General features: G+C 70.2%; 19 protein-coding genes. 5 read left to right on the top strand and 14 right to left on the bottom strand.

The features are described from left to right. Positions 1 to 121: 121 nt before the first annotated feature. The 7 genes from IB242_RS19385 to IB242_RS19415 form a co-directional block, all read right to left on the bottom strand. Complete coding sequence (locus tag IB242_RS19385) at positions 122 to 382, bottom strand: hypothetical protein (protein WP_192283438.1); 261 nt, start codon at positions 380 to 382, stop codon at positions 122 to 124. 114 nt (positions 383 to 496) lie between these two features. Continuing rightward, positions 497 to 925 (bottom strand): hypothetical protein, encoded by a 429-nt coding sequence (locus IB242_RS19390; protein ID WP_192283440.1) that lies wholly within the window; start codon positions 923 to 925, stop codon positions 497 to 499. 662 nt (positions 926 to 1,587) lie between these two features. Then, a complete protein-coding gene (locus IB242_RS19395) occupies positions 1,588 to 2,166 on the bottom strand; it encodes an NAD(P)H-dependent oxidoreductase (protein WP_192283442.1) in 579 nt (192 codons plus the stop codon). 58 nt (positions 2,167 to 2,224) lie between these two features. Then, positions 2,225 to 2,506, bottom strand: a complete 282-nt coding sequence (locus IB242_RS19400) for a hypothetical protein (RefSeq protein ID WP_192283444.1) — start codon at positions 2,504 to 2,506, stop codon at positions 2,225 to 2,227. Positions 2,507 to 2,678: 172 nt separating this feature from the next. After that, positions 2,679 to 3,263 carry a hypothetical protein gene (locus IB242_RS19405; protein WP_192283446.1) on the bottom strand — a complete coding sequence of 195 codons (585 nt, stop codon included), beginning with the start codon at positions 3,261 to 3,263 and terminating at the stop codon, positions 2,679 to 2,681. Positions 3,264 to 3,427: 164 nt separating this feature from the next. Then, positions 3,428 to 3,781, bottom strand: coding sequence for a hypothetical protein (locus IB242_RS19410; RefSeq protein ID WP_192283448.1), 354 nt, complete (start codon positions 3,779 to 3,781; stop codon positions 3,428 to 3,430). Positions 3,782 to 3,953: 172 nt separating this feature from the next. Beyond that, complete coding sequence (locus IB242_RS19415) at positions 3,954 to 5,417, bottom strand: Hsp70 family protein (protein ID WP_192283450.1); 1,464 nt, start codon at positions 5,415 to 5,417, stop codon at positions 3,954 to 3,956. Between the two features lie 493 nt (positions 5,418 to 5,910). Here IB242_RS19415 and IB242_RS19420 point away from each other — a divergent pair, with 493 nt between their 5' ends. Continuing rightward, positions 5,911 to 6,330, top strand: a complete 420-nt coding sequence (locus IB242_RS19420; RefSeq protein WP_192283452.1) for an RDD family protein — start codon at positions 5,911 to 5,913, stop codon at positions 6,328 to 6,330. 202 nt (positions 6,331 to 6,532) lie between these two features. After that, complete coding sequence (locus IB242_RS19425; protein WP_192283454.1) at positions 6,533 to 7,339, top strand: DUF3011 domain-containing protein; 807 nt, start codon at positions 6,533 to 6,535, stop codon at positions 7,337 to 7,339. A gap of 120 nt (positions 7,340 to 7,459) precedes the next feature. On the opposite strand, the gene IB242_RS19430 is transcribed toward IB242_RS19425, so the two are convergent. After that, entirely contained in the window at positions 7,460 to 7,789 is a 330-nt protein-coding gene (locus IB242_RS19430; protein ID WP_192283456.1) for a hypothetical protein, read from the bottom strand. A 372-nt stretch (positions 7,790 to 8,161) separates the two neighbouring features. Here IB242_RS19430 and IB242_RS19435 point away from each other — a divergent pair, with 372 nt between their 5' ends. Beyond that, entirely contained in the window at positions 8,162 to 8,650 is a 489-nt protein-coding gene (locus IB242_RS19435; protein ID WP_192283458.1) for a DUF892 family protein, read from the top strand. Between the two features lie 474 nt (positions 8,651 to 9,124). On the opposite strand, the gene IB242_RS19440 is transcribed toward IB242_RS19435, so the two are convergent. The 3 genes from IB242_RS19440 to IB242_RS19450 form a co-directional block, all read right to left on the bottom strand. Then, positions 9,125 to 10,330, bottom strand: a complete 1,206-nt coding sequence (locus tag IB242_RS19440; protein ID WP_343237180.1) for a sialidase family protein — start codon at positions 10,328 to 10,330, stop codon at positions 9,125 to 9,127. A gap of 76 nt (positions 10,331 to 10,406) precedes the next feature. Then, positions 10,407 to 12,167, bottom strand: coding sequence for a glycoside hydrolase 43 family protein (locus IB242_RS19445; protein ID WP_192283462.1), 1,761 nt, complete (start codon positions 12,165 to 12,167; stop codon positions 10,407 to 10,409). 259 nt (positions 12,168 to 12,426) lie between these two features. Then, positions 12,427 to 14,037 (bottom strand): family 43 glycosylhydrolase, encoded by a 1,611-nt coding sequence (locus tag IB242_RS19450; RefSeq protein WP_192283463.1) that lies wholly within the window; start codon positions 14,035 to 14,037, stop codon positions 12,427 to 12,429. Between the two features lie 237 nt (positions 14,038 to 14,274). Here IB242_RS19450 and IB242_RS19455 point away from each other — a divergent pair, with 237 nt between their 5' ends. Continuing rightward, the gene (locus IB242_RS19455) at positions 14,275 to 15,180 is read left to right on the top strand and encodes a rhamnogalacturonan acetylesterase (RefSeq protein ID WP_225540883.1); all 906 of its coding nucleotides are present in this window, start codon (positions 14,275 to 14,277) and stop codon (positions 15,178 to 15,180) included. A gap of 38 nt (positions 15,181 to 15,218) precedes the next feature. After that, entirely contained in the window at positions 15,219 to 17,588 is a 2,370-nt protein-coding gene (locus IB242_RS19460) for a glycoside hydrolase family 95 protein (protein ID WP_192283464.1), read from the top strand. Positions 17,589 to 17,961: 373 nt separating this feature from the next. Here the strand turns inward: IB242_RS19460 and IB242_RS19465 are convergent, their stop codons facing one another. From IB242_RS19465 to IB242_RS19475, 3 genes are read right to left on the bottom strand one after another with little or no spacing between them, the layout of a single operon-like run. After that, positions 17,962 to 21,783 (bottom strand): LamG-like jellyroll fold domain-containing protein, encoded by a 3,822-nt coding sequence (locus IB242_RS19465; RefSeq protein WP_192283465.1) that lies wholly within the window; start codon positions 21,781 to 21,783, stop codon positions 17,962 to 17,964. Positions 21,784 to 21,835: 52 nt separating this feature from the next. After that, on the bottom strand, positions 21,836 to 22,909 hold the full coding sequence (gene pelA / locus IB242_RS19470; RefSeq protein ID WP_192283466.1) for a pectate lyase: 1,074 nt from the start codon (positions 22,907 to 22,909) through the stop codon (positions 21,836 to 21,838). Then, a complete protein-coding gene (locus tag IB242_RS19475) occupies positions 22,906 to 23,946 on the bottom strand; it encodes a pectinesterase family protein (RefSeq protein ID WP_192283467.1) in 1,041 nt (346 codons plus the stop codon). Before IB242_RS19475 ends, pelA begins: the two co-directional genes overlap by 4 nt. Positions 23,947 to 23,952: the final 6 nt, after the last annotated feature.

Here is a 23,952-nt window from a genome sequence, read left to right on the forward strand (position 1 = left end):
TTCATGATGGCCCGAGCGCTCCGCGCTCACCCCAAGGCCGAATACACGACTGCAACCGATCCGCTTCGCCCGTCAATGATCACGCTGTGTGCTGTTGCAAAGGGAGTCCATACATGAATTGTTAGGCCTCTGCCCGGCCATCCGCCAGATTCTGCAGCCAAGCAGCCAAGTCATCAACGGCCAATTGGACGGTCTCTTGAAACTCTGCAAGAGGAAAGATCATTTCCACAGTTCGTCCAACGTACAGGTCTTGAACGAACTCGATTTGCGGGAGGCCGGCCTCCGAGAAGCGAAGGATGCAGAGTCGTTGCCCATTGAACTGGATCTCCGAAGCGGGAGTGCACTCGGAGCCTTCAGTGATAAAGAGGGTCGCGAAAGACATGTGCTGAGGACTAACGCCTAAGTTAAGCCGCGCCGCAGCGGGGCGTGAAGCACATGGCAAACTCTACCTGCCATGTGGTTTGCGCCCCGATGCGGTGTCGGCTTGAACGCATTGTTAGGCCTTACCTGCCAAAGCAGCTCCGGCACCCTTGGCGCAGCCCGGATTGCTCAGCTCAAGCAGGATTCCTGGATCACCAAGCTCCTCGACGCGATTGGCCCCGCCTCTGGCACCGAAGCCTTGAAGCGAGTTCTCACCTCCAAAGGTTTTCGATAGCTGGGGCTGATCTGGATCACTCATGCTGTGCAGCGAAATCTCGACTAGATTGTCATCTACGGTCGCAAGCTTGACACCTAGATTGAATCCGTTGGGCAGCTCAAAAGACTTCATCTCGCCGTCAGTTACGTCCCAAGTGGCAAGATGGCTTCCGTCCCATGACAATGAAACGGCTTGCTGAGACTTGCAGCTACTGCTTTCGTCTGCGAATGCAGCAGGACACCAAACCGCCGATGCGGTAATAGCTATCAAGGCCAGCGTGCTCTTCATCTTCAGTCCTCCGATTAACCCCAAGTAAGGCCTAACGCTTAGTAGTCCGCGGTTCCGCGGGATAACGCCGAGTATTCATTCGCGTGAAGGCATCGTCAATCAGGTAAATATCGCTCTCGATCAACGGCTTGGAGGGTGCCTTGGAGCTGCGCGGGTGTCGGACCCTCCCGTGCATACGAAGCGGAATGCGGTGCGATGTCTTATCACCCCCGGAATGCGGTGCCATCCGAGGGAAGGGGAGCCACGTAAGCCGCAGCTGCACGAGCAGGTCCGGCAGCGGATCCGGGTGACGCATGACAGCCTGCGCACCGAGCGCAGCCGGGTCGCGTGGATCCGGCGTTTCATTCTGGCCAACAGCAAGCGGGACCCCGCGCAGACGGGCATTTCCAGGTCGAGGCGTTTCTCATCACACTGGCCACCGAGCGGCAGGAGTTCGCCGGTGCCCGCATCAGGCGCTGTCGGCACTGCTGTTGCGCTAGCGGGAGATGCCCGCATCGCGCTGCCTTGGCTGGAGGACGTGATCCGGGCGAAGCGACCCCACCCGGCATCATGCTGGCGACGACCTTCGTCACCGGCTCTCTGTCGTGCTGTCGAGGGCGAGGAAATCCGGCTGCTTGGTGCGTAGTGCGGCCCCCGGTCCGATCAACAGATCGCCATGCCCGTCAGGCGTCGCGCCCGAAGCGCGTGAGTTTTTCCAGCCACGCCTGCGTCCAGCGCGCGGGTGCGTCCTTGACCCGGCCGATGCGCGTGACCCTCACCGGCCCGACGCCGCAGAACTGCAGGATGGTGCGCTTGATCTGGTTGACCCCGGCGTCCCGGTAGAACAGCCGGAAGTACCAGGGCGGCGTATCCATGGTGGTGATGACGTGCGCCGACTTCCCGGTGAGATACCGGTCCCACCAGGGCGATCCCTGTCGGTACTTGAACGCGAAGCCCGGCAGGAAGACGCGGTCGATGAAGCCCTTAAGCAGCGCCGGCATGCCGCCCCACCAGGTCGGGAACACGACGACGATGTGGTCTGCCGCGGTGATCTCGGCCTGGGCGCGGACCAGATCGGCTTCCAGCGGCTGGATGCTGGCGTATCCCTCGTGCAGGACGGGATCGAAGGCGAGCTCGCGAAGGCTCAGCAGGCTGACCGTGTGGCCCGCGTCCCGCGCCCCGTGTGCGTAAGCCTGCGCCAGGGCCGCGCAGAAGCTCTGCCGGGCGGGATGGCCCTGGATGATGAGGATGCGTTTGCCCATGCGCAGTCTCCGTCGTCTTGTCCCGGTCTGGATGGCCCCCTGACGGCACTGCCCGCGATCAGGCGCCCAGCTCGGCGGCAAAACGCGACAGGAAGTCGTCGCCGGCCGCCGATTCGCTCAGCAGATAGTGCCCGGACCAGATGTCCCGGCCGGCGGCCAGCAGAAAGCCGGCGCCCTGGACGCTGGGAAAGATCTGCGAATCGAAGCCGCCGACCGGCGCGCCGACCAGCGTGCATCCGTGTCCGTCCACCAGCCGCAGCACGATCGCCAGCCAGTCCGCAGCGGGAAGATCGCCGAACTCGAGCATCTGGTGGCCGTTGGCGGCCAGATGCAGATCCATGTCCATTCCGTGGTCCCGACGCGGGCAATCGCGGAGCGTCGCCCGGATGATCGCCATGCGCAAGCGGCCTGCGCAGCGTGCGGCTGAAGATCCGCAAGAGTGCCGTACCGACACCGGCATCGGGCGGTACGGTCGGGAACGGCAGCGCAGCGCGGCGGCGCTTCCGGCACCGTCAAACGCCCTGCAGTGCCTGCAGCACGCGTCGATGCGGAACACCGACCGCGAACCAGGCCGCGCAGTCCGCCGGTTCGGGAAGCGGGTTGAGCGCGACGATGAAGTGCAGCGTCGTCGTGCGGGCGGCGGGCACGAGCGGCAGCGTGATTGCCAGCCCGTCGGCGCGGTAGGCGACGGGATAGCGATCCTCGCTGAAACCGCACTCCGGCAGCCGTGCCGACAGCGCGTCGCCGTCCTCCGTGCCGATCACGACGCGCCAGCCCGCTGCATCCCATTCCTGCGCATCCAGCCATTCGCCCGAGGCTGGACCGCCCTGCACCGCCGGCGTGCGCTCCCAGACCAGACCGACCTGCAGATCATGGAGCGCCTGGCCGGGCTGCAGCGCGACCACGACGCCGACGCTTCCGGCCACGGACATTCCGGGCGGAAGCTCTGGCGGCAGCGGGCCGCCGCGCATCGACCAGGTTCCGGGAGCCGGAGACTGGCTGCCCGCATCGATCACGCACGCCAGCACGCCGATGGGCGTGGTCACACGCAGCGAACCGCGCGACAGACACTGGACCTGGAGGTGCATCCGGCTCATGCCCGGAACACCCGATCAGCCTGCACGGGCGTCCACGGTCGCGCCGGAGCGTTCCGTGGGCTGCTGTTCCCTCGCTTGGAGCAGGGTGCGGTCACGCTGCGCCACCTGGCCTGGCAGCGCGCACGCGCAGTTGCCTCGCGTCACCGGTCCGGATCCGTGGCCGATCAGACATCAGGCGCGTCCTGGAACGGGAGGTCGATCCGGTGCTGACGAAGGACGTCCTTGTCGTGCGACAGCAGGTCCTGCAGCCTGCGATGCAGCGCGTCCAGTTCGTCCTGCGCGTCCGGACCACCGGCGCGTGCTTCGGCCGCCTGCGCACACACTGCATGCAGCGTGTCGCCCTGCACGAGGATGCCGGGGAACGTCCGCGCCGGATGCCTGAGTACGGGCATGTTGGCCTGGTCGGAATGGATCCCGACGCTTTCCATACGCATGAGCGGATGCCTCGTCTCGGATGACCACGCCACCTGAGGGTTCGGGTGGGGCGACGTCTCACGACCCACGCTAGCGGATTTCATCCGCCGCCTGTAGAGCAGCCCACGTGTCTCCCGTTGTCGCGCGGCAGGTCGGGACGCAGCCACGCGGCATCTGGTTCCCCGCCGCGAACGACGCACCGCCGCCAGCGGAGTGGTGGCCGACACCTTCGTCCGTCAGCGGGTCCGCGCTACCACGGAGGCGCCGCGTGCGTGCTCAGCCCCCGGTCGTGGGTTGCGCCGCGGCAGCCCGCGCCAGGCCGGTGACCACGCCCAGCGACGCGTCGCCCGCCACCACCTCGATGCCGGGGAACATCGCGCGCACCTCCACCGGCACGTACGGCGAACGCGACATGCCGCCGGTCAGGTAGATGGTGTCCGGGGCGTGCTCGGCGATGTCGGTCTTGGCGGTCTGCATCAGGCTGCGCAGCGCGCGCACGAACGGATCGGCGGCATCGGTCAGGGTCTGCCCGGTCAGCGGCTGCTGCAGCGCCGGTTCGATGTACTCCAGCGGCACCGTGGCGTCGACGCCATCGCTGAGGCCGATCTTGGCGCGCTCGACGCTGCGGTTCAGGCGCACGGTGTGGCCGGGCTGCTGCAGCGCCTGCAGGCGTGGTCCGTACGGCGGGTCGATGCGGTCGAAGCTGGCCTGGCGGAAGTCGCGCTGGGCGATGACGTCCCAGACCGAGGCCGCATGCGCGTAGAAATGCACCGGCGTGTTGGTGTGGTACTTGCCGAACAGCGGCATCACCCCGCGCAGGGTCAGCTCGCGGTCGACATCGGTGCCACCGACCGGCGTACCCCACGAACGGTGCACCGCCGGCAGGCGCGCGTCGCCGCCCAGATCGGCCAGCGCCATGTCGGTGGTGCCGCCGCCGATGTCGACGATCAGCACGCGGCGCTGCTCGGTGAGCTGGCCGTGGTAGCCATACGCGGCCGCGGCCGGTTCCTCGAGGAATTCGACGTGCTCGAAGCCGGCGGCGATCGCGGCATCACGGATGGTCTGCAGCGCCAGCAGTCCGCCCTCCTCGCCGCGCGAGCTGCGGAATTCGACCGGGCGGCCCATCACCACCGAGCGCACCTCGGTGCCGAACTGGGCCGAGGCGGTCTCGCGGATGTGGCGCAGGATGAAGGAGGTGATGCGCAGCAGGTCGTCGCGCACCGGGCCATCGAGGTTGTAACCCAGCATCGACTTGGGCGAGACCAGCAGGCGGCCGCCGCCCTCGTCCATGAAGGCCTGGATCGCGGCATCGCCGTACAGCGCGTCTCCGACGTCGATGCGCGCGGCCATCGCCTCGCGGGTCTGCTCGGCGCCCCATTCGCGGCGCACGGTGGCGTTGGCGGCACGGCGCAGCTGGATGTCGGTCTGGGCGCGGAAGGTCGGCACCAGCGCCAGCTGCGCGCTGCGCTGCGGCTCGGGCAGGCGCATGGCGGCATCGCGCAGGCCCTGCAGGCGCGCGGCCTGCTGGGCCTGGTCGCGGCGACCGGACTCGACCAGCCGGTCGACCCGTGCGGCCAGCTCCGGGGTCAGCTCGAACTGGGCCAGGTCCGGCAGCCTGGTCGGGAAGAACACCGCGGTGCGGAACTGCAGGTCGTCGCCGAAGCGGACCAGTTGGACCTGGCCGTCGACCACCGCGCCGGCGGCGGAATAGCTGGTTCCAAAGTCGATGCCGATCCGCATGTGCTGCCCGCCTGTCTTCAAGGAGGCGCGGATTCTGCCATCGACGCGGCCGAAGCGCAGCGTGCGCCCGCACGACATGGACAGGCCGCGGTTCAGCCCGGCCGCCACGTGCGCATGCCGGCATCCCGCGTTGGGCGCGCGCAGGATCCAAGGGGCGTCACGGGTCGCCGTTCGAACGGGCGCGCGACGGCGCGGCGCGCCACTCCTTCTTCGCCTTGCATCGCGCTGCCGGGCTCATCCTGTCCAGACCGATCGCGATGCAGCCACCGCATCGCGCGGCCCTCGTCCGCCACGCTCCACACGCTGCGCAGAAGACCGTCCCGCCGCACGCATGCCGCGGCCGGGCGATGTCGTTAAAGTGGCCTCACTGCCCGGACCCCGATCGCAATGACGCACGCTGCCGCACCGCAACCGCCCTCACCCGAGTCCGCACCGCGCATGGACAGCGCCGATGGGCATGTGTCGCACATGGATGCGGCGCGGCGTCCGCGACATGCCAGCCTGCCGCAGCGGATCGGCGCTGCTGATCGATCTGGTCATCGTGATGGTGGCCGGCGCCATCCCGGTGATGCTGCTGCCGGCATCGTTGTCGGACGATGCAGTGATGCTGGTGGCCGCATTGCCGATGGCGGTGTATCTGCTGCTGCGCGACGGCCTTCCCGATGGCCGGAGTCTGGGCAAGCGCCTGCTGCGGATCCGGGTGGTGGACGCCGACGGCGCAGCGTGCACGGTGTGGCACTCGATCGTACACAACCTGTTCCTGCTCACGCTGTCCAACCTCATCACGCTGCTGCTGGACTACCTGTTCTGCTGGCAGTCGCGCTACCGGCGCCTCGGCGATCTGGTCGCCAATACCGCGGTGGTGACCGTCGCCCTGTACGACACGGACCACCCACAGGCCGCGCAGGAGTGAGCCGCGGCGGCGGTGGACCCGCCGCACGGATCCACCCCATGACGTCGGGCGCCTGCACGCCGGGTGCCGGTTCGATGGACGCATCGGAGCCGCGCTGACCGCGGCGCGGCGGCACGTCGGTCGGCGCCGGCACCGTTCGTCGGCGGTCACGGTCGCGACGCCTGCCGGGCGTATGCTCGGGCCGGATCAAGGAGGAACGACGATGAAGACATGCATTTCCGCTGCACTGGTCTGTCTGGCGTCGCTGCTGTCGGTGGCCGACGCACGGGCCGCTGTCCCGATGTTCAACGCGACCTGCCCCGGCGGTCTGGACGTCCACGCCGATGCCGGCGGCCCGGTCTACGTGAACGGGCGGGAGACCGCGTTGAAGCGCTTCAACGAGGATTACTACGAAGCCCGCGACGGCGCCAGCGCGGTCACTCTGTCGATCAGCCGCGCACCCGACGGCACGGCGAGCGTGTCCTACACCGGTGCCAACCGCACCAGCGGCACCTGCACGCTGGCCGACACCGGCGGTCAGGCGTCGGCGATGGCGTATCGGCCCGATGACCGATCCGATGACCGATCCGATGACCGGCCCGATGGCGAGGGTGGCGGCGACGTCACCTGCGCGTCCACGGACAGGCGCCAGACCGAATGCGGGATGGATACCCGGGGTGAGGTGCGCCTGGTGCGGCAGCTGAGCCACACGCCCTGCGAGCAGGGAGTGAACTGGGGCCTGAGCCGTCACTCGGTCTGGGTGAAGGACGGCTGCCGTGCGACCTTCCGCAACGTCTCGGTGGACGGCGACCGGCATCACGACCATCACGACGCGGTGGGCGCGGGTGCGGCCGGTGTGCTGCTCGGCGCCTGCAACGTCCGCGCCGGCGACCAGGGGGTGCTGGTCACCCGCGTGTCGGTCAATGACGAGGTGACCGAGCTGATCGTCGACTACGCCGACGGGCGCTACCTGTGCATGGTCCGCAACGACGGACTGGTTCAATCGCTGACGCGGCTGCGCAAGCGCTGACGCACGCGCCCGCCTGCCCCTGTTGCAGGGCTGGCGGGCGCTCGGACATGCGGCGTCCGCGCGTGGACGGGGCGCCAGGCGCGTCGGTTGCATGCGCCGACGCGGTGCGGGGTCGCAGACTCAGCGTGTCGGAGTCGGAGTCGGCTCCGGCGGCGGCGTGGTGCTCTCGTGCGGCGCACGGCTGGCGCGCTCGGCCGCATCGCGCAGGCAGGTGTCGCGCGCATCGCCGGTCATCTCGGCGCAGAGGGGATCGCTCGGCGGCGGTGCGGCGGGCGGCAGCGGCGACTGGGCACCGGCGGGATCGGGCTCGGCCGCGCCTTCAGGCGTGGTCGCGACGCGCTCGCCAGCAGGGGTGTTGCTGCCGGCCGCGGCGGCATCGTCGGACTGGCGGCGATCGCCGCAGGCACCGAGCAGCAGCACGATCGCGATGGCGGGAAGGAAGCGATGCATGGTCGATCTCCTGTACGGATGTGGCCCCAGCCTGCAATCCGCATTGGGTCGCCTGCGTGAAGCGTGGCGCCTTTGCTGCAGTTCCTCGCCATGTCGCGTCGAGCAGCCGGCGGCGAGCATCCCGCATCGGATTCTCGACCCTGCTGTCACGCCGGGGCCGGGCATGATGCACGTCGCGCAGGACGTCAGGTCGATCGACTTCATCGCAGGCCGATGCCCGCGACGCGTCCGCCTCCATCGCTTCGGCCACCAGCTGCGCTGGTGCTGGAGCCACCTGGCCCGAAGCCGACGACACGGGCGACGGTCCGGACACCTGCGCGCCGCGGCGCGACCGGATGAGGTCGCGCGATCCGTCCCACCCTGGAGTCACCGATGAGCATCACCGACCGCGCCACCCTGATCCGCAAGCTCGGCACCGCCTGCCATGTCGAGGTCCAGGCGTTGAACCTGCTGCGGGGACTGGCGGCGGACCGGCTGCTCTCCAGCGAGATCCGCGACCGCGCCGAACTGCACGCAACCGAAACCCAGGCGCAGCTCCGCTGCCTGTCCAGTTGCCTGACCACGTTCGGCGGGCCGGCGACGCCCTGGGCCGATGTGGCCAGCCGCATGATCGCCCCGGCTGTGTCGCCCGCCGCCTGGCAGGCGCTCGAGCAGCGCGAGATCCGGATGTACCAGCAGCTGATCGCCTGCGACACGCTCGCCGACGACCAGCGCTTCCTGAACGACTGTCTGTCCGCGCTCGACGTGCAGCGCTCGGTGCTGCGCTGGCTGGACGGCATCTGCGTGCGCCCGGCCCGGATCGCCGCGCCGCGCACCGTCGTCGCGTCGGCTGATACCGCCGGTGCGAATGCGCTGGCCTGAGCTGCAGGCGGTGCGGGAGGCGTGCGCGCCCGGGTGATGCGCGGCATCGATCGATCCGCGTCGGACACCACGACACCGTGACTCGAGGGGCAGGTGCGCCGCTTTCACGTTCGGCCTGCGCCCCGGCCGATCGACGTTCCGCAGCGGAACGCGATGGCGCGCATGCCCGGGCGCGGGCAGGTGAGCGCGCCGGACGCGACGGACCCCGCACGCAGGCCGCCACACCATCCATCGTCGTGCGGCCGTCGCACGGTCGTCGCGGACGCTGGACGGACCAGCGTCTGGATCACTCGAAGCACGTCGCTGCCACAGCGCATCGCGCGGTGCGTGCGTCGCGCGCCGCTGGACACGCGGCTCACCGGACCATCAACGACAAGACCGGATGCCCACCCGGCGGAGTGGACATCGCGCTGCCTGCGGCCCGGCGTCGCGTGCGGGTGGGTGGTGGCGGTGCGGCCGCGCAACGTGCTTCTGCTAAGGGACAGGCGCCCCACGCAGCGCCTGCAGTGGCACCCGCGTCACCGCGATGTCTTCCTTGTTCACCGCGTATGCGACGTACAGGTCGCCGTTCCAGACCAGGCTCTTCGGGTAGTGGTAGCCGGGGCGTTTGTAGCGGCCTTCATGCCGCAACGCAGGCAGATCGCTGCGGCCGCGCAGCAGGAACGCGCGGTCGAATAAGTGGCCATCGGCCGACAACGTCACGGCCAATGGAATGCGCACGCGGTCGGCGTTCGGCGCGTTGACCAGGAAGGCGCTGCCGTCGGGCAGGTTGCCGGCGCTCTGCTTGGCGCGTGAGTCGGGCATCGCGGTCAGCGTCGGCGAGGTCCACCCCAGGCCGCCGTCGCAGCTTTCGCTGGCCAGCTGGCGCCAGCTGTCGGCCTGGTCGCGGAACACCATCACCGCACAGTCCCGGCCGTCGCGGCGGCGCAGGAACACGCTGGGTTCCAGCTCGCGGCTGACCCGTGGCTCGTCATGCGGATGGTTGACCATCGCGCCACGTCGCCAGCCGCGGATGCCGAGCGGATCGTCGGTGACGTGCGGTGCCACATGCATGCCGGGCCGCAGATGGAAGGCGGTGACGATGCGGCCGTCGGCCAGCCGCTGCGGATCCTGTTCGATCACGCCCTCGACCGGCGTTCCATCCGCGTCCAGCACGCGCTGCGGCGGCGACCAGTTGCGGCCGTCGCGGCTGAGCATGTACTCGGTCCAGCCACCGTCCTTGCTCTGGAAACCGGTCGGCCAGACGTTGATGTAGGCCACCAGCGTCTCGCCGTCGGTCCACCAGCCGCCGTTGGAATGCATCACGCCATCGCGGCCGGCCGGCCGCAGCACCTGCGGCGTACTCCACTGGCGGCCATCGTCGCTGTGGCTCATCGCCACCCAGGTGTCGGCCGAATCCTCGTCCTGCCGCGAGCTCTGCCACTGTGCGTACAGCCGGCCCTTGAACGCGACCAGCACCGCGCCGTTGTTGAAGCGGTCCTGGTCCGGCGTCGGCGCGAACACCGTGATCGTCTCCGTGCCCGGCGCCGGCTGCAGGCCGAGGTCGGGCGCGGCCGGGTCGAACAGGCCCGACGCGACCGTGTACAGCGGTGTCGCCGTGGCCGCGGGATCGACGCGCGCAGCATCGACTGCCGTCGTTGGAACGAGCGGCGACGCTCCGTTGCCGGCCGTCGCGGGCACGGCGGCGTACGCGCTGCCGCAGGCGCAAGCCAACAGGGCGGCCAGCATGGATACGCGACGACGCATGACGCTGCCCTCAGCGGACCGTGAAGTCGTCGAAGTCGGCATGGCCGACCCGGGTCGCGGTGAACGCCGGCGTGCCCGACGGCGCCTGCGCGAATACGCCGACCTGCGAGCCGACCCAGCGCCCGGGCGTGACCACGACCTCCCCGCCCAGCGGCTGGAAGCTGCGGCCATCCAGGCTGTAGCTGAAGCGCGCGACCGCATGCACCGCGCGCGTCATCGACGGCCAGTAGCGGGTCGGGTCGGCCGGCGGATCGATCGTCACGGTGCGCGGTTCGACCTGCACCTGCAGCCACACCGGTGCATCGCCGACCGCGACATCGGCCGCGACCACGCGCTCGTCGGCGTGTGCCGCCGCATCGACGCGGGCGACCTGGACCAGACGCACACCGTCGGCGCCGCGCTCCAGCCCGATCCAGCCATACGAGGCGCCGAACAGGGTCAGGCCCGCGCGCTCGCCGACCGCGACCGGCGCGAAGCGCAGCTGGGTGGTCGCGGTGAAGGCCATGCCCGGCAGCTTCTGGGTCAGCACGTTGCCGGCTTCCCACAGATTCACCGGAGTCGACGCCGCATTCAGGCGCAATACGCCGCGCGCGCTGCGGTCGATCCAGGCATCGGACGGGTTGGCGTTCCACTGCCAGCCCAGGTGCGGGCCGCTGTCGAAGCCATCGTCGACCACCGGGATCGCGACCGGCTGCTGCGGCAGCGCCGGCTTGCGATGGCGGAGCACCGGCTGGCCGTAATGCTGGCCCGGCTGGCGCTGGCCGATCACCGGCCAGCCGTCGCGGCCCCACTGCATCGGCTGCAGGTGCACGCGGCGGCCGTAGGAATCCGCATCGGAGAAGTGCACGAACCAGTGTTCGCCGCGCGGCGTGTCGATCCACGCGCCCTGGTGCGGGCCGTTGACCGGCGAGCTGCCCTGGTCCATCACGTTGCGGTGTTCGTACGGGCCAAGGATGTTCCGCGAGCGGAACACGCCCTGCCAGCCGCCCTTGACCCCGCCGGCGGGGGCGAAGATGTAGTACCAGCCGTCGCGCTTGTGCACTTTCGCGCCTTCGATCACCACCCACTGCTTGGGGCCGTCGGAGGTCTGCACCGGAGGCAGCGTGTCGCCGTTGATGACCACGTGTTCCTCGCCGACGGTCTTCGTGCCGTCGGCGTTGAGGCGCTTGAGCAGCACCTCGTTGATCCGTCCCGAGCGCGACTTGGCGTACGAGTACGCCAGCCAGCCCTGGCCGTCGTCGTCCCAGAACGGGGCCGGATCGATCACGCCGCGCGAATCCTCGACCAGCACCGGCGCCGACCACGGGCCGGCGGCATCGCGCGCGGTGACCACGTAGATGCCGAAATCCGGATCCGGGTAGTAGATGCGGAACAGGCCGTCGTGATGGCGGATCGCCGGTGCCCAGACGCCGCCGCCGCGGCGCGGGGTGGCGTGATGGCCGTCCTGCGGCAGCCGCGCCAGCGCGTGGCCGATCAGGCTCCAGTTCACCAGGTCCTTCGAATGCAACACCGGCAGGCCGGGCACGTTCGCGAAGCTGGAGGCGATCATGTAGTAGTCGTCGCCGACGCGGATCGCATCGGGATCGGAATAGTCGCCGGCCAGGATCGGATTGCGGTAGGTGCCGTCGCCCTGGTCGGGCGTCCACACGCCGGCGGGCATCGGCAGCACCGCGCGGCCGGCCTCCGCTGCGGGCGCGTTGGCGGCGAGCGCCGCGGTGGCCGGAACGGCGGCCGCAAGGGCCAGGCTCAGCAGGGTGGTGCGCAGGGGCATGGTCGGGCTCCGGTCGGGGCCGCTGCGGCGCGACCGCCGGCCGCCACCGAAGCGACCGCGGCCGGGCGGCGGGCGCCCGGCCGGAAGGGATCACGGTGGCGATCCCCGATGGTCTGCTCCGAACCTGTCCAGTCTCCTGCCGCGCGTGCCGGCTGGCGTGCGTGCTGCCCGGAATGCCGGCGTATCAGCCATACGCCGTGCTTCCCGCGCGCCGCCACGCGCCATCTGCCGGTGCGCGCGACAGGCCTGGAGCGGGTTCTCAGTAATCGAGCGCGCGGTAGGTGAAGTTGCGGAAGTGGACCTTGCCCTCGCCGGCGGCATAGATCGCCGGCTTCAGCGCAAGGAAGCCACCGGCCACGTTGTGGTGGTAACCGGACACTTCCATCTGCACCGGGTACTTCTCCCAGGTACGGCCATCCTTGCTGGTGTGGATGGTGACGATGTGCTGGTCGTGCTTGACCCGGATCCACAGCGTGCCGCCCTTGCCTGCCGGCAGGCCGTTGCTCGGGCGCTCCAGGCCGTAGCGGTGCATGATCGTGCGCTCGCCGTTGCTGCCGACGCCGACGTACAGGCGGTCGCTGTAGAACAGCAGCGCGCCACCGATGGCGCCCGGTTCGATCTCCATCTCGATCTCGAACTCGTAGGCCTTGTCGCCGGCGATCACGGTCAGCGGCGAAGTGTCGCGCGGGGTGCGGCCCTTGCCCTGCAGGGTCATCGCGCCGTTGCCGAACGACAGGCGCTCGTACTCGTCCTGGGTCGGGTTGAAGAACGACCACTGGTGACCCAGCCTGTCGCCGTCGAAGCGGTCCGACAGCGCCATGCCGTGCTGGCCCACCGAGGTGCCCGCCGGCTTCTTCAGCGGCTGGCCCAGGTCGCCGCCCTTGGCGACGTACCAGCCATCGTCGGTCCATTCGATCGGCTCGAGCAGCGCCTGGCGGCCCAGCGTCCAATAGCCGTTCTCGTAGCCGTGGTAGATCATCCACCAGCGGTCGTCGGTGCCCTCGATCACGGTGGCGTGGCCACGCGACCACCACGGCTCGCTGCGGTCGACGGTGCGCATGATCGGGTTGTGCGGCGAGTTCTCCCACGGCCCGTGGATCGACTTCGAACGCGCCACGATCACCATGTGGCCGGTCGGCGGACCGGCGGTGCCGCCCACCGCGGTGGTCATGTAGTACCACTCGCCACGCTTGTTGATCTTCGGGCCTTCCTGCGCGTAGGCCTCCACGTCCCAGTCGGCCGGGTACTTCCAGCCGTCGTAGACGTGCTTGGGCTCGCCGACCACGCGCAGGCCGTCGTCGGAGATCTGCACGTAGTCGCCGCCGGACAGGAACAGGTAGCGCTTGCCGTCCTCGCCCACCGCGTGGCCGGGGTCGATGTAGCGGCCCAGGCCCATGTTGACCGGCTCGCTCCACGGGCCGCGGATGTCGTCGGCCCAGACCACGTAGTTGCTGCGCTCGCTGCCTTCGGTGCCGCCGGTGCGGGCCGGGAAGTAGATGAAGTAGCGGCCGTTGTGCTTGACGATGTCCGGCGCCCAGATCGAGCCGACGTTCCTGGTGATCGCATGGCCCAGCGGCTGCCAGTTGACCAGGTCGCGCGAATGCCAGATCGGCAGGCCCGGATAGGCGTCGAACGAGGACATCGTCATGTAGTAGTCGTCACCGTCCTTGACCACGGACGGATCCGGCCGGTCGCCGGCGAAGACCGGATTGAGGAAGGTGCCGTCGCCGAGGTCGGCCTGGCGCTGGTGCTCGATGCCGCGCTTCCACGGGCTGGTCGGCGTGGCGGCGCTGGCCACGGAGGCGACGCCGGCCAGCAGCAGGGCTGCCAGCACGGGGACGCGGCGGGTGAAGGACGTCGGCAGGGCCATGGCGTTCCTTGGAGTGGGGGAATGGAGGGCGTCGACGGGATGCGGCGAGGCCGCGGATGACACCGATGGTCAGGCGACCGTACCAAACCGCGCCGATGCGGACATTCTGCGGTGCAGCAAGGCATCGTCATCGCTGCTGGTTACAGTGCGGCGCATCCGGCAGGGCCTGTGCGGCGTCGAAATGACACCGCTGGTCACCCTGCTCCGCCCGTCTCCTGTCCAACTGGATGCCTGCCGATGACTGCGCGTTCCCGCCGTTTGCTGCCCTGTCTGCCCCTGTTGATGGCCGCGCTGGTCAGCCCCGCCCTGCCGGCCGCGACGCCGGACCCGTCCACCGATCCGTCGATCCGCGAGCGCCCGGCCGTCACTCCGATCCGGGCCAGCAAGATCGTGCTGGTCGGCGATTCGACCACCGCGGTGCAGGGCGGCTGGGGGCCGAGCTTCTGCGCCGACCACGTCGCCTCGTTCGTGTCGTGCATCAACCTGGCCCGTGGTGGCCGCAGCACCTACAACTACCGCGCCGAAGGGTCCTGGGACATCGCGCTGCAGGAAATGCGCCCCGGCGCGTACCAGGAGGTCTACGTGCTGATCCAGTTCGGCCACAACGACCAGCCCGGCAAGCCAGGCCGGTCGACCGACCTGGCGCGCGAGTTCCCGGACAACCTGCGCCGCTACGTGGCCGAGGTCCGGGCCGCGGGCGCCAGGCCGGTGCTGCTGACCCCGCTGACCCGCCGCCAGTTCGCCGAGGGCCGGTTGATCGACGATCTCGCCCCCTGGGCCGAGGCGACCCGCAAGGTCGCCGCCGAACTGGATGTCCCGCTGGTCGACCTGCATGCGCGCAGCACTGCCGCGGTCCAGGGCATGGGCCCCGTGCAGGCGATGCGCTTCGCCCAGGCGCCGGCGCTGCCGATGCAGGTCAGCGCGGCGCAGGCCGGCACCACGGTCGGCGCACCGCCCGCGGCCGGTACGCCCGTCGCGCCCGGCGCCGCCCAGAACAACGCCGCCACCGAGCCGATGGGCCAGGCCAAGATCGCCTTCGACTACACCCACCTCGGCCCGGAAGGCGCTGACTTCTTCGCCGCCATCGTCGCCGACGAACTCGCCCGCCAGGTGCCGGCGCTGCGCCGCAACCTGATTCCCTGACGGCCGCCGCCGCGATTCCACACGACGACGAGGACGACATGGTCGACACCAGCCGCCGCGGCTTTCTGACCGCCACCGCCTCCACCGTGCTGCTCGCGCATCTGCCGGGCAGCGCCTTCGCCCAGCGTGGAGCCGCCACCGGCGGCGCGGTGCGGGCCGACGACGCGCTCACGCTCTGGTACCGGCTGCCGGCCCGGCAGTGGGTCGACGCGCTGCCGCTGGGCAATGGCGGCTTCGGCGCGATGGTCTGGGGCGGCACCGCGCGCGAGCGGCTGCAGCTCAACGAGGACACCCTGTTCGCCGGCTCGCCGTACGACGCCAACCCGCGCGATGCGCAGCCGGCGCTGGCCGAGGTGCGCCGGCTGATCTTCGCCGGCCGCTACGCCGACGCCGAGAAGCTCACCAACGAGAAGCTGATGTCCTCCCCGGTGCGGCAGATGCCGTACCAGGCGCTGGGCGACCTGTGGCTGGACCTGGACGGCCTCGGCGCGACCAGCGGCTACCGGCGCGACCTGGACCTGGACACCGCGACCACGACCACGCGTTTCAAGGCCGGCGATGTCACCTATGTGCGCGAGACCTTCATCTCGCCGGTCGACCAGGTGCTGGTGCTGCGGCTGACCGCCGACCGTCCCGGCGCGATCACCGGCTGGATCTCGGCGGCGAGCGAGCAGGACAACCGCGTCGCCATCGAGAACGGCGAACTGCTGCTGCGCGGGCGCAACGGCACCCGCTTCGGCATCGAGGGACGGCTGCGCTTCACCCTGCGCAGCCGGGTGCAGGCCGTGGGAGGCCGGGTCGACGGCATCGGCGGCCGGGTGCGGCTGGAGAACGTCGACGAACTGGTCCTGATCGCCGCGGCCGCCACCAGCTACGTGCGCCACGACGATGTCTCCGGCGACCCCGACGCGATCACCGCCGCGCGCGTGCAGGCGGCCGCGCGCAAATCCTGGGCGACGCTGCGCGACGCGCACGTGCGCGAGCACCAGCGCCTGTTCCGGCGCGTGCACCTGGACCTGGGCCGCACCGAGGTCGCCGCGCGTTCGACCGAGGTCCGCGTCGAGCGCTTCGCCACCCAGGACGATCCGGCCCTGGCCGCGCTGTACTTCCAGTTCGGCCGCTACCTGCTGATCGCCAGTTCCCGGCCCGGCACCCAGCCGGCCAACCTGCAGGGCATCTGGAACGACCTGCTCGACCCGCCGTGGTCGAGCAAGTGGACCATCAACATCAACACCCAGATGAACTACTGGCCGGCGGAGATGACCGCGCTGCCGGAGCTGGTCGAGCCGCTGGAGCGGATGATCGCCGACCTGGCCGTGACCGGCCGCGAAACCGCGCGCCGCATGTACGGCGCACCCGGCTGGGTCGTGCACCACAACACCGACCTGTGGCGGCAGACCAGCGCGATCGACGGCGCCCGCTTCGGCCTGTGGCCGATGGGCGGCGCCTGGCTGCTGATGCACCTGTGGGACCACTACGACTACGGCCGCGATCTGGCCTTCCTGCGCCGGGTCTGGCCGCTGTTCCGCGGCGCCGCCGAGTTCTTCGCCGCGGTGCTGGTCGAGGATCCAGCCACCGGCGAACTGGTCACCTCGCCGTCGCTGTCGCCGGAGAACCGGCATCCGTTCGGCTCCAGCCTGTGCGCCGGGCCGGCGATGGATTCGCAGCTGCTGCGCGACCTGTTCGACACCTGCGTGCGCATCTGCGCGCTGCTCGATACCGATGCCGCGTTCGCCGGCCAGCTGCGTACGCTGCGCGCGCGCCTGGCGCCGGACCGGATCGGCAGGGCGGGCCAGTTGCAGGAGTGGCGCGAGGACTGGGACATGGATGCGCCGGAGATCCATCACCGGCATGTCTCGCATCTGTACGCGCTGCATCCGTCCAGCCAGATCAACATGCGCGACACGCCTGAGCTGGCCGCGGCCGCGCGCCGGTCGCTGGAGATCCGCGGCGACGACGCCACCGGCTGGGGCATCGGCTGGCGGCTCAACCTGTGGGCGCGGCTGCGCGATGGCGAGCACGCGTACACGATCCTCGAGATGCTGCTCAGCCCGGAGCGCACCTACCCCAACCTGTTCGACGCGCATCCGCCGTTCCAGATCGACGGCAACTTCGGCGGGACCGCCGGCATCACCGAGATGCTGATGCAGAGCTGGGGCGACACGATCTTCCTGTTGCCGGCCCTGCCCGCGCGCTGGCGCGACGGCGAGGTCCGCGGCCTGCGTGCGCGCAATACCGCGACGGTCGATTTCCGCTGGAAGGATGGCGCGATCGACACGCTGTCGCTGCACAGCGGCAAGGGTGGGCGCTACACCCTGCAGCACGGCGCCGCGACCAGCGTCTGGGAGCTGAAGGCCGGCCGCCGACTCAACCTGCGCTGGACCGGCAAGGACTTCCGGCGCATCTGAACGCGCCGCATGCGAGGCCCGGCACCCGGTGGCGGTCGCCATCGGGTCGCCCTGCAGGGCAGCGCGCGCCGGCACCGGCCGACGGGTTCGTTGGCTCGGGGCTTGTGTGAAGTGATCGAGGATCGCGACCCGCATGGGGCGGCGCACCGTGATCGGGTGCGTGCGACCGGCAGCGCTGCAGCGCGCACTGGAACCGGCGTACGCGCGGCGTGGCGCACGTCGCACGAGGCCCTTCCCCACATCGCACGCGTGGGCGCCGGCGACTGGCGAAGCAGGCGTCCCGGCGTCGCGCTGCGCCGCCGCCAGGCCGCGGCAGGCGTCGTGGGCTTCGACGCGGCAGGACCCGGCGCGTTGCGCGCCGGGTCCGTCGTGCTTACTTCAGCTCGACCACGTTGTTGAGGCGGGTGACTTCCTCGCCGTCGTCATCGAGCGCGACGCGCACGCGTGCGGCGCTGCTGCCGGCCGGCACCTGCAGCTGCACGGTGGTGGTCTTCGGCACCAGGTCGCTGGGTGCGGCCAGCGCCGGCACCGCCACGCGGGACAGCTCGCGGCCGCGGGCATCTTCCAGCACCGCATGCGCGCTGCCGGTGCCGACATGGCCCAGGCTGTGCACGACGACCTCGACGCTCTCGCCGGCCACGCGCACGTCGCCGCGGCCGATACCCAGGTCCGCGCGCTGCTCGACCGGCGTGCCCGGGGTGACCAGCTCGAACTCCATCACCACGGTCTGGCCGGCCGGGAACACCACGTCCACCGAGGCGCTCTTCTCCAGCGTGAACTCACGCGTGGTCGCCTTGCCGTCGATCGTGTCGTCGCCATCCCGGTCGATGCCCGAGGTCATACGCCACTGGCCGGCGTCGATGTTCCAGCCGGTCATGCTGGCGCGCTGCGCCTTGCCGCTGAGGTTGTAGCCGATCACCTTGAAGCGGTCGCGGCGCGCACCCGGCACCAGGATCGCGACCTGCTCGGCCGCATCGGCGTTCTCGAAGCGCCAGCTCACGGTATGGCCGGGCCAGCTCTGGTTGCGCTTGAGCGCGATGCCGCCCAGGCGGGTGCGCTGCAGGAACTCGCTCGGCGCTTCCACGCGGTCCGACCACCAGTGGCCGTCGGTGTTCATGTACTCGCGCTGGGCCTTGGCCTGGATGCCCTCGGCATAGAGGGCCTCCAGGTACTTCTTGTCGCCGGTCTGCTGCCAGGCCACCACGCTCGGGAAGCCGGTGCTGCCCTTGTCGGCGGCCTCCACCAGACGCTTGCCCCAGGTGTCGCGCTTGCCGAGCACGTCGATGAAGTTCTCGCCGAGGTTGCCCAGCCCGCCCGGGCCGCCGCGATCGACGCGGTACTCCAGCGCGCGCAGGTATTTGTCGTCGCCGGTCCAGCGCCATGCGGTCCAGAACATGTGCATGGTGTCGCCGCCGCCGGAGCCGTCGAACAGCGTGCCGCCGCGCGTCTCGCCGGTCGGCCAGTGGATCTCGTTCGGCAGCTGCCAGGCACCCTTCTCATCGGTGTAGGCGTGGGCGAGGTAGCCGTCGGCCAGGCCGGTGACCAGCCTGCGGCTGGTCGGGTCGCCGTTGTACGCGCCGATCAGGAAGGCCGGGTGCAGCGCGGGGAACGAGTACGGCTTCTGCCACTGCCAGTTCGGGTCGCGGTAGACCTTGTTGCCGCCGAACCAGTTGCTCGACCACAGCAGGTGGCCCTGCGGATTGGTCAGGATGATGCGCTCGTCGTAGGCCTTGACCGTCTCCATCAGGCGCTCGACGGTCAGCGGATCGCCCCAGTTGAGGTAGAGCATCGCGCTGTTGGTGTTGATGCCTTCCTCGTAGGCGTGCAGCTCGTCGGTCTCGATCGTGCTGAGGCCGTTGCTGAACATGCCATTGGTGTACGCCGCCTCGGCAAGCGCGGTCAGCGACGCGTTGAGCTTGTCCGGGATCACGCCCATCAGGGCCAGGCCCGGCCACTGCTGGCTGAGGTCGGAGTCGTCGGAGATGCCGCCGCCGAAATCGCCGTACTCGACCTGGCGATGGTCGATCCACCACTCGATGAAGCGACGCACGTACTTGAGGTCCTCGACCTGGCGGAACGCCCACAGCGGCACGCCCTTCGGCGCGACCGGCTGCTCGAACGGCGGCTTGCCCTGGCTGTTGTAGCTGATGTAGTTCCAGTACAGGCGGCCAAGCTCGTGGTCCGGGTCGATCCGCAGCAGGTCGGACAGGTCGGCGTAGACGCGCGCGTACAGGCGCTGGCGCTTGGAGGTGGTGTGCTCCTCGACCAGGAAGCCCCAGTTGTCGCGGACCTGGTTGAAGCGGTCGGCGACGTGCTCCTTGACCGCCTCGGCGCGCTCCTTGAACACCAGCCGCACCTCGCCGCCATCGAGCGAATGCGCGTTGAAGCCCGGCGCCGCCGACGCGATCGAGATCCACATGCTGTCCGGGGTCAGGATGCGGTCGCGCACGTCCAGGAACACGGTGCGCTTCTGGCCCGGCTTGACCGACACCGACACGTCGATCATGTCGCGTGCCGGCCAGATCGGATCCTTGACCCGGATGTTGAGCGGGATCAGGCCATCGTGCGTGGCCGGCAGGTCCAGCGCCGGGATGTCGATCGCCACGCCGTCCAGGCCGTCGTACATGTTCTCCCAGCTGTGCGCCCAGCTGCGGATCAGCGGCTGCGCGGCCGGCGCATCGCTGACCCCGGACGGAATCAGGATGTGCACGATCGGCGCCGGGTCGGACGGCAGCGTGTCGGCGGTGCGGGTGCGCGAGCCGGCGCGGCCGGGCAGCGCCATCACCGTGCTGCGCTCGGCGGCGGGGAAGCGGCCGTCGATGTAGTCGCGCAGGTCGGCGATGTTGGTGTAGTCCGGCAGCACGCTGCTGTCGATGGCATAGGTCTGCTTGACCGTGCCTTCCGGCTCGGCCGCATCGGTGACGTTGTAGGCCCAGATCTCCTGGATCGGGGTTTCCTGAGCGGTGTTGGTGAAGCGCAGGTGGCCGCCCTGGCGGGTGGCGAACTGGTCGACGCTGCGGACTACGCCCTGCGCGCGCTGGAACAGCGGCGCCTGCGCATCGGCGTCGGTGCCATAGGTCATGCTGCCGAACGCGGCGCCGCGCAGTTCGATCCGGTTGAACGGCTCGTCCGGCAGCGCCAGGTCCAGCGCCATGCCGCCTTCGGCGTAGGTGTTCCAGTCCGGCAGCTGGAAGTAGTCGTTGCGGCCCGGCAGGCGCGAGCGGTTGTAGACGCCCGGCCAGGTGGTTTCGGCGATGCCGTCCGTGCCTTTCCACATCCACTGCTTCTTGTCCATCGTGTCGGCGAACTCGACCTTGCGGATCGTGGTCGTCTTCGCCTCCAGCGCCGGCGGCGCCTTGCCGTCGTCCCAGCCGTAGCGGTGCAGCCAGGCCTGGTGCGCATCGGCCTCGGCGATCGCCGGCGCGGCGCCGACCTGGGTGCGGCCCGGCGCGGCGCGGCGCGCCAGCGCGGCCATGCCGTCGGCGCCGAGCATGCGGTCGTAGACGCGGATCTCGTCGAAGTCGCTGCCACGCAGGAAGTTGTAGCGGCTCTGCACCTGGTAGGGCGCCATCACCCGGCCGGCCAGGCCGAGCTGGTCCAGGGCGGCGTCGTAGTCGGCGGTGGTATCGACCCGCGCGGCCTCCTTGCCGTCCACGTACAGGCGCACGCCGGCGGTTTCGTCCCAGGCGAAGGCCAGGTGCGTCCAGTCCTGCGGGCCCGGTGCGGCGTCGAGCTTGAACGAGACCCGGGTGCGGGCCAGGTTGGCATCGGTCACGAAGGCGTCGAAGCCTTCGCCGTTCCAGTCGATCCGCAGCCAGGCCATGTCCCAGCTGCTGTGGTCGGCGTAGCCGACGCGGAAGATCACGAACGGCGCCTCGCCGACCGGATAGCGCGAGCGCCAGAAGAACGACAGCGTGCCGCGCTGGGTGTAGATGTTGCCGGGCGCGTTCCACGACAGCACACCGTCGTCGGCCCACTCGATCGCTCCGCCCTGGACGCCGTCGGCGACGATCTTCACCTTGTCCTGGAAGTTGGGCACCGCGTCGCCGGCAGCCGTGTCGGCGACGAAGCCTTCGTCCGCGGAGACGCGGAACAGCAGTTCCGGCGCATCGGCGGCGCTGGCCAGCGGCGCGTGCAGCAGCAGGCCCAGCGCACAGGCAAGGAGGGTGGGTCGCAACGGGGTCTTGGCAGTCATCGGCTCGCTCTTTCCACAGTGTGTCGTCGTGGCCGCCGGGGCGGCCGCCGCATCAGGGCGCGCGCCCGCTCGCGCGCAGCGCCTGCTGATGGGTCTTGTACCAGCGCGGCAGCTCCTGCTGCAGCAGCTTGTCGGCCCAGCTGCCGTACCAGGCATAGCCGACGCGGCGCTCGTTGGGCATGTCGGCGAAGCTGGCCACCTGCTCGCCCTCGCGGTTCACGAACATCGGTTCCTGGCGTTCGAGGTCGTAGAAGCGCGCCCACAGCGAGGCGCCCGGCTCGGCCACGATCACCACGTCCTGGCCGGTCTCCTCGCCGGGCGCGTCGATCTTGCGCCGGGCCAGGTCGCGCATGCGGTGCGCCTCCAGCCAGCGCGCGGCGCTGTCGACCGCCGCCAGCACCTGCGGCGAGGGCTGCGGCTGGCGCATCAGCACGCGCACCACGCCGACCGATTCGGACACCGCCAGCGACGGCAGTTCGTAGGAGCGGGCCTTGGCCGGCTGCAGGGTGGTTTCGTCGTACTGCGCGGCCCAGATCGTGAGCTGGCTGCCGATCCGCACCTGGGTGGCGAGCACGCAGGCGATGCCCTTGTCGAGCGCGACCCGGGCCCGCTCTCCGTATTCGGGCGTCAGCTGCGCGAGCGCGCCCTTGCCCTCGACGATGTCCTGCAGCAGCTCGAGCACGCGGGTCATCGCGTCGTCGTTGAAGGTGATCTGGTGCCGGTACAGCGAACGGTCCGGGTAGTACTGCGGCCAGCCGCCGTTCGGGTACTGCGCGGCCAGCAGGTAGTCCACGCCGCGGCGCGCTGCGGCCAGGTAGGCCGGGTTGCCGGTGCGCTGGTGCGCCTCGAGCAGATGGACGATCTCGCGCGTGGTGGCCTTGTTGTCGATCGTCGCGTCGTCCTTGCGGTCCGGTGCGCGCAGCGCGGCGCGCTCGGCCGGGGTGAACGCGTGGTCGTAGTCGACCGCCTTGCCCTGGTGGTGCTTGGACCAGCCGCCGGATGCGGTCTGCAGCAGCAGCATGTTCTCGGCCACCGCTTCGGTGCGGGCGGCGAAGGCCGGCAACGCCGGCGCGCACAGCGCCAGCAGCAACGGCAGGCAGGCGAGACGGCGCAGTGCGGGGCTCATTCGAACGGTCTCCAGTCGCCGAGGATCGCCTCGCGCGTGTAGTGGGCGGCTTCAGTGGCGTCCAGGCCGCGCGACCAGACGACCCGGGCGCTGCGATCGGCGCCCGGCCCGCGGTTGCCGTGCTCGACGTAGTCCGCGGTGGCCCGGTTGGCGGCCTTGCCCCAGTCGTGCCAGCCCAGCACCGCGACGTGCGGGCCCAGCTGGCTGTCGACGAAGGCGACCTTGGCGTATGGGCGCCAGGGTCGGCCGAGATAGACGTGTTCGACCCCGGGGGCGGCGCTGAGTTCGCAGTCGGCGAACACGTAGCCGAACGCGCGGCCCTGCGGCGTCGCCGCGGCGGTCACGTAGCCGTTGCCGACCGAGTGGATCGTGCAGCGCTCGAACAGCGCGGTGCCGGCGCCGAAGATGAAGTCGACCGTGCCCTCGATGTGGCAGTCGCCGAACCAGGCCAGGGTGTCCTGGCCCTGCAGGTACAGCGTGTCCTGGTGGCCGAGGAAGCGCACGTCTCGGAATGCGGCGCGGGTACCGGTGACCAGCAGCGCCACGGCCTGGCCGACCGGGCCGGCATCGTTGGCGAAGGTCAGCCGCTGCGCGCTGAAGTCGTCGCTGCGCACGAACACCGTGGCCGAGCCGAAGGTGCCGAATTCCTTGCCGGTGGCCGGGTTCGGGCGCGAGGCGAAGTTGTCGAAGACGATCGTGGTCGTGGCCGCATCGTCGCCGACCAGTTCGATCGGCGGCGCGCCGGCCGGAATGTCGACCACCTCGCGGTAGGTCCCGGCGCGGATGCGGATCGTCGCCGGCTGTGCGCGGGCGACGGCGTCGTCGATCGCGGCCTGCACCGTGCGATGGGCGGCCTGGCCGCCGTCGGCATCGACCGTGATCGACACCGGCAGGCTGCCGGCCAGCGCCGGGAAGGCGATGGCCAGCAGCAGGAAGAAGAATCCGGCCGTGCCCCGCAGGCGCCTGCGCGCATGCGGGGACGACGGCCGGAGAAGCCGGCCACGTCCTGGAGAGGAGGAGCGGGGGCGCGGCTGCAACACCAC

Source organism: Xanthomonas sp. XNM01 (genome assembly GCF_014851915.1).
Taxonomy (GTDB): domain Bacteria; phylum Pseudomonadota; class Gammaproteobacteria; order Xanthomonadales; family Xanthomonadaceae; genus Pseudoxanthomonas.

Coding starts and splice junctions, on each gene's coding strand:
- IB242_RS19450 (WP_192283463.1), bottom strand. CDS start 14,037: ATGGCCCTGCCGACGTCCTTCACCCGCCGCGTCCCCGTGCTGGCAGCC.
- IB242_RS19395 (WP_192283442.1), bottom strand. CDS start 2,166: ATGGGCAAACGCATCCTCATCATCCAGGGCCATCCCGCCCGGCAGAGC.
- IB242_RS19405 (WP_192283446.1), bottom strand. CDS start 3,263: ATGAGCCGGATGCACCTCCAGGTCCAGTGTCTGTCGCGCGGTTCGCTG.
- IB242_RS19460 (WP_192283464.1), top strand. CDS start 15,219: ATGGTCGACACCAGCCGCCGCGGCTTTCTGACCGCCACCGCCTCCACC.
- IB242_RS19425 (WP_192283454.1), top strand. CDS start 6,533: ATGAAGACATGCATTTCCGCTGCACTGGTCTGTCTGGCGTCGCTGCTG.
- pelA (WP_192283466.1), bottom strand. CDS start 22,909: ATGAGCCCCGCACTGCGCCGTCTCGCCTGCCTGCCGTTGCTGCTGGCG.
- IB242_RS19420 (WP_192283452.1), top strand. CDS start 5,911: ATGCCAGCCTGCCGCAGCGGATCGGCGCTGCTGATCGATCTGGTCATC.
- IB242_RS19385 (WP_192283438.1), bottom strand. CDS start 382: ATGTCTTTCGCGACCCTCTTTATCACTGAAGGCTCCGAGTGCACTCCC.
- IB242_RS19445 (WP_192283462.1), bottom strand. CDS start 12,167: ATGCCCCTGCGCACCACCCTGCTGAGCCTGGCCCTTGCGGCCGCCGTT.
- IB242_RS19400 (WP_192283444.1), bottom strand. CDS start 2,506: ATGGATCTGCATCTGGCCGCCAACGGCCACCAGATGCTCGAGTTCGGC.
- IB242_RS19455 (WP_225540883.1), top strand. CDS start 14,275: ATGACTGCGCGTTCCCGCCGTTTGCTGCCCTGTCTGCCCCTGTTGATG.
- IB242_RS19390 (WP_192283440.1), bottom strand. CDS start 925: ATGAAGAGCACGCTGGCCTTGATAGCTATTACCGCATCGGCGGTTTGG.
- IB242_RS19415 (WP_192283450.1), bottom strand. CDS start 5,417: ATGCGGATCGGCATCGACTTTGGAACCAGCTATTCCGCCGCCGGCGCG.
- IB242_RS19430 (WP_192283456.1), bottom strand. CDS start 7,789: ATGCATCGCTTCCTTCCCGCCATCGCGATCGTGCTGCTGCTCGGTGCC.
- IB242_RS19465 (WP_192283465.1), bottom strand. CDS start 21,783: ATGACTGCCAAGACCCCGTTGCGACCCACCCTCCTTGCCTGTGCGCTG.
- IB242_RS19435 (WP_192283458.1), top strand. CDS start 8,162: ATGAGCATCACCGACCGCGCCACCCTGATCCGCAAGCTCGGCACCGCC.
- IB242_RS19410 (WP_192283448.1), bottom strand. CDS start 3,781: ATGAAATCCGCTAGCGTGGGTCGTGAGACGTCGCCCCACCCGAACCCT.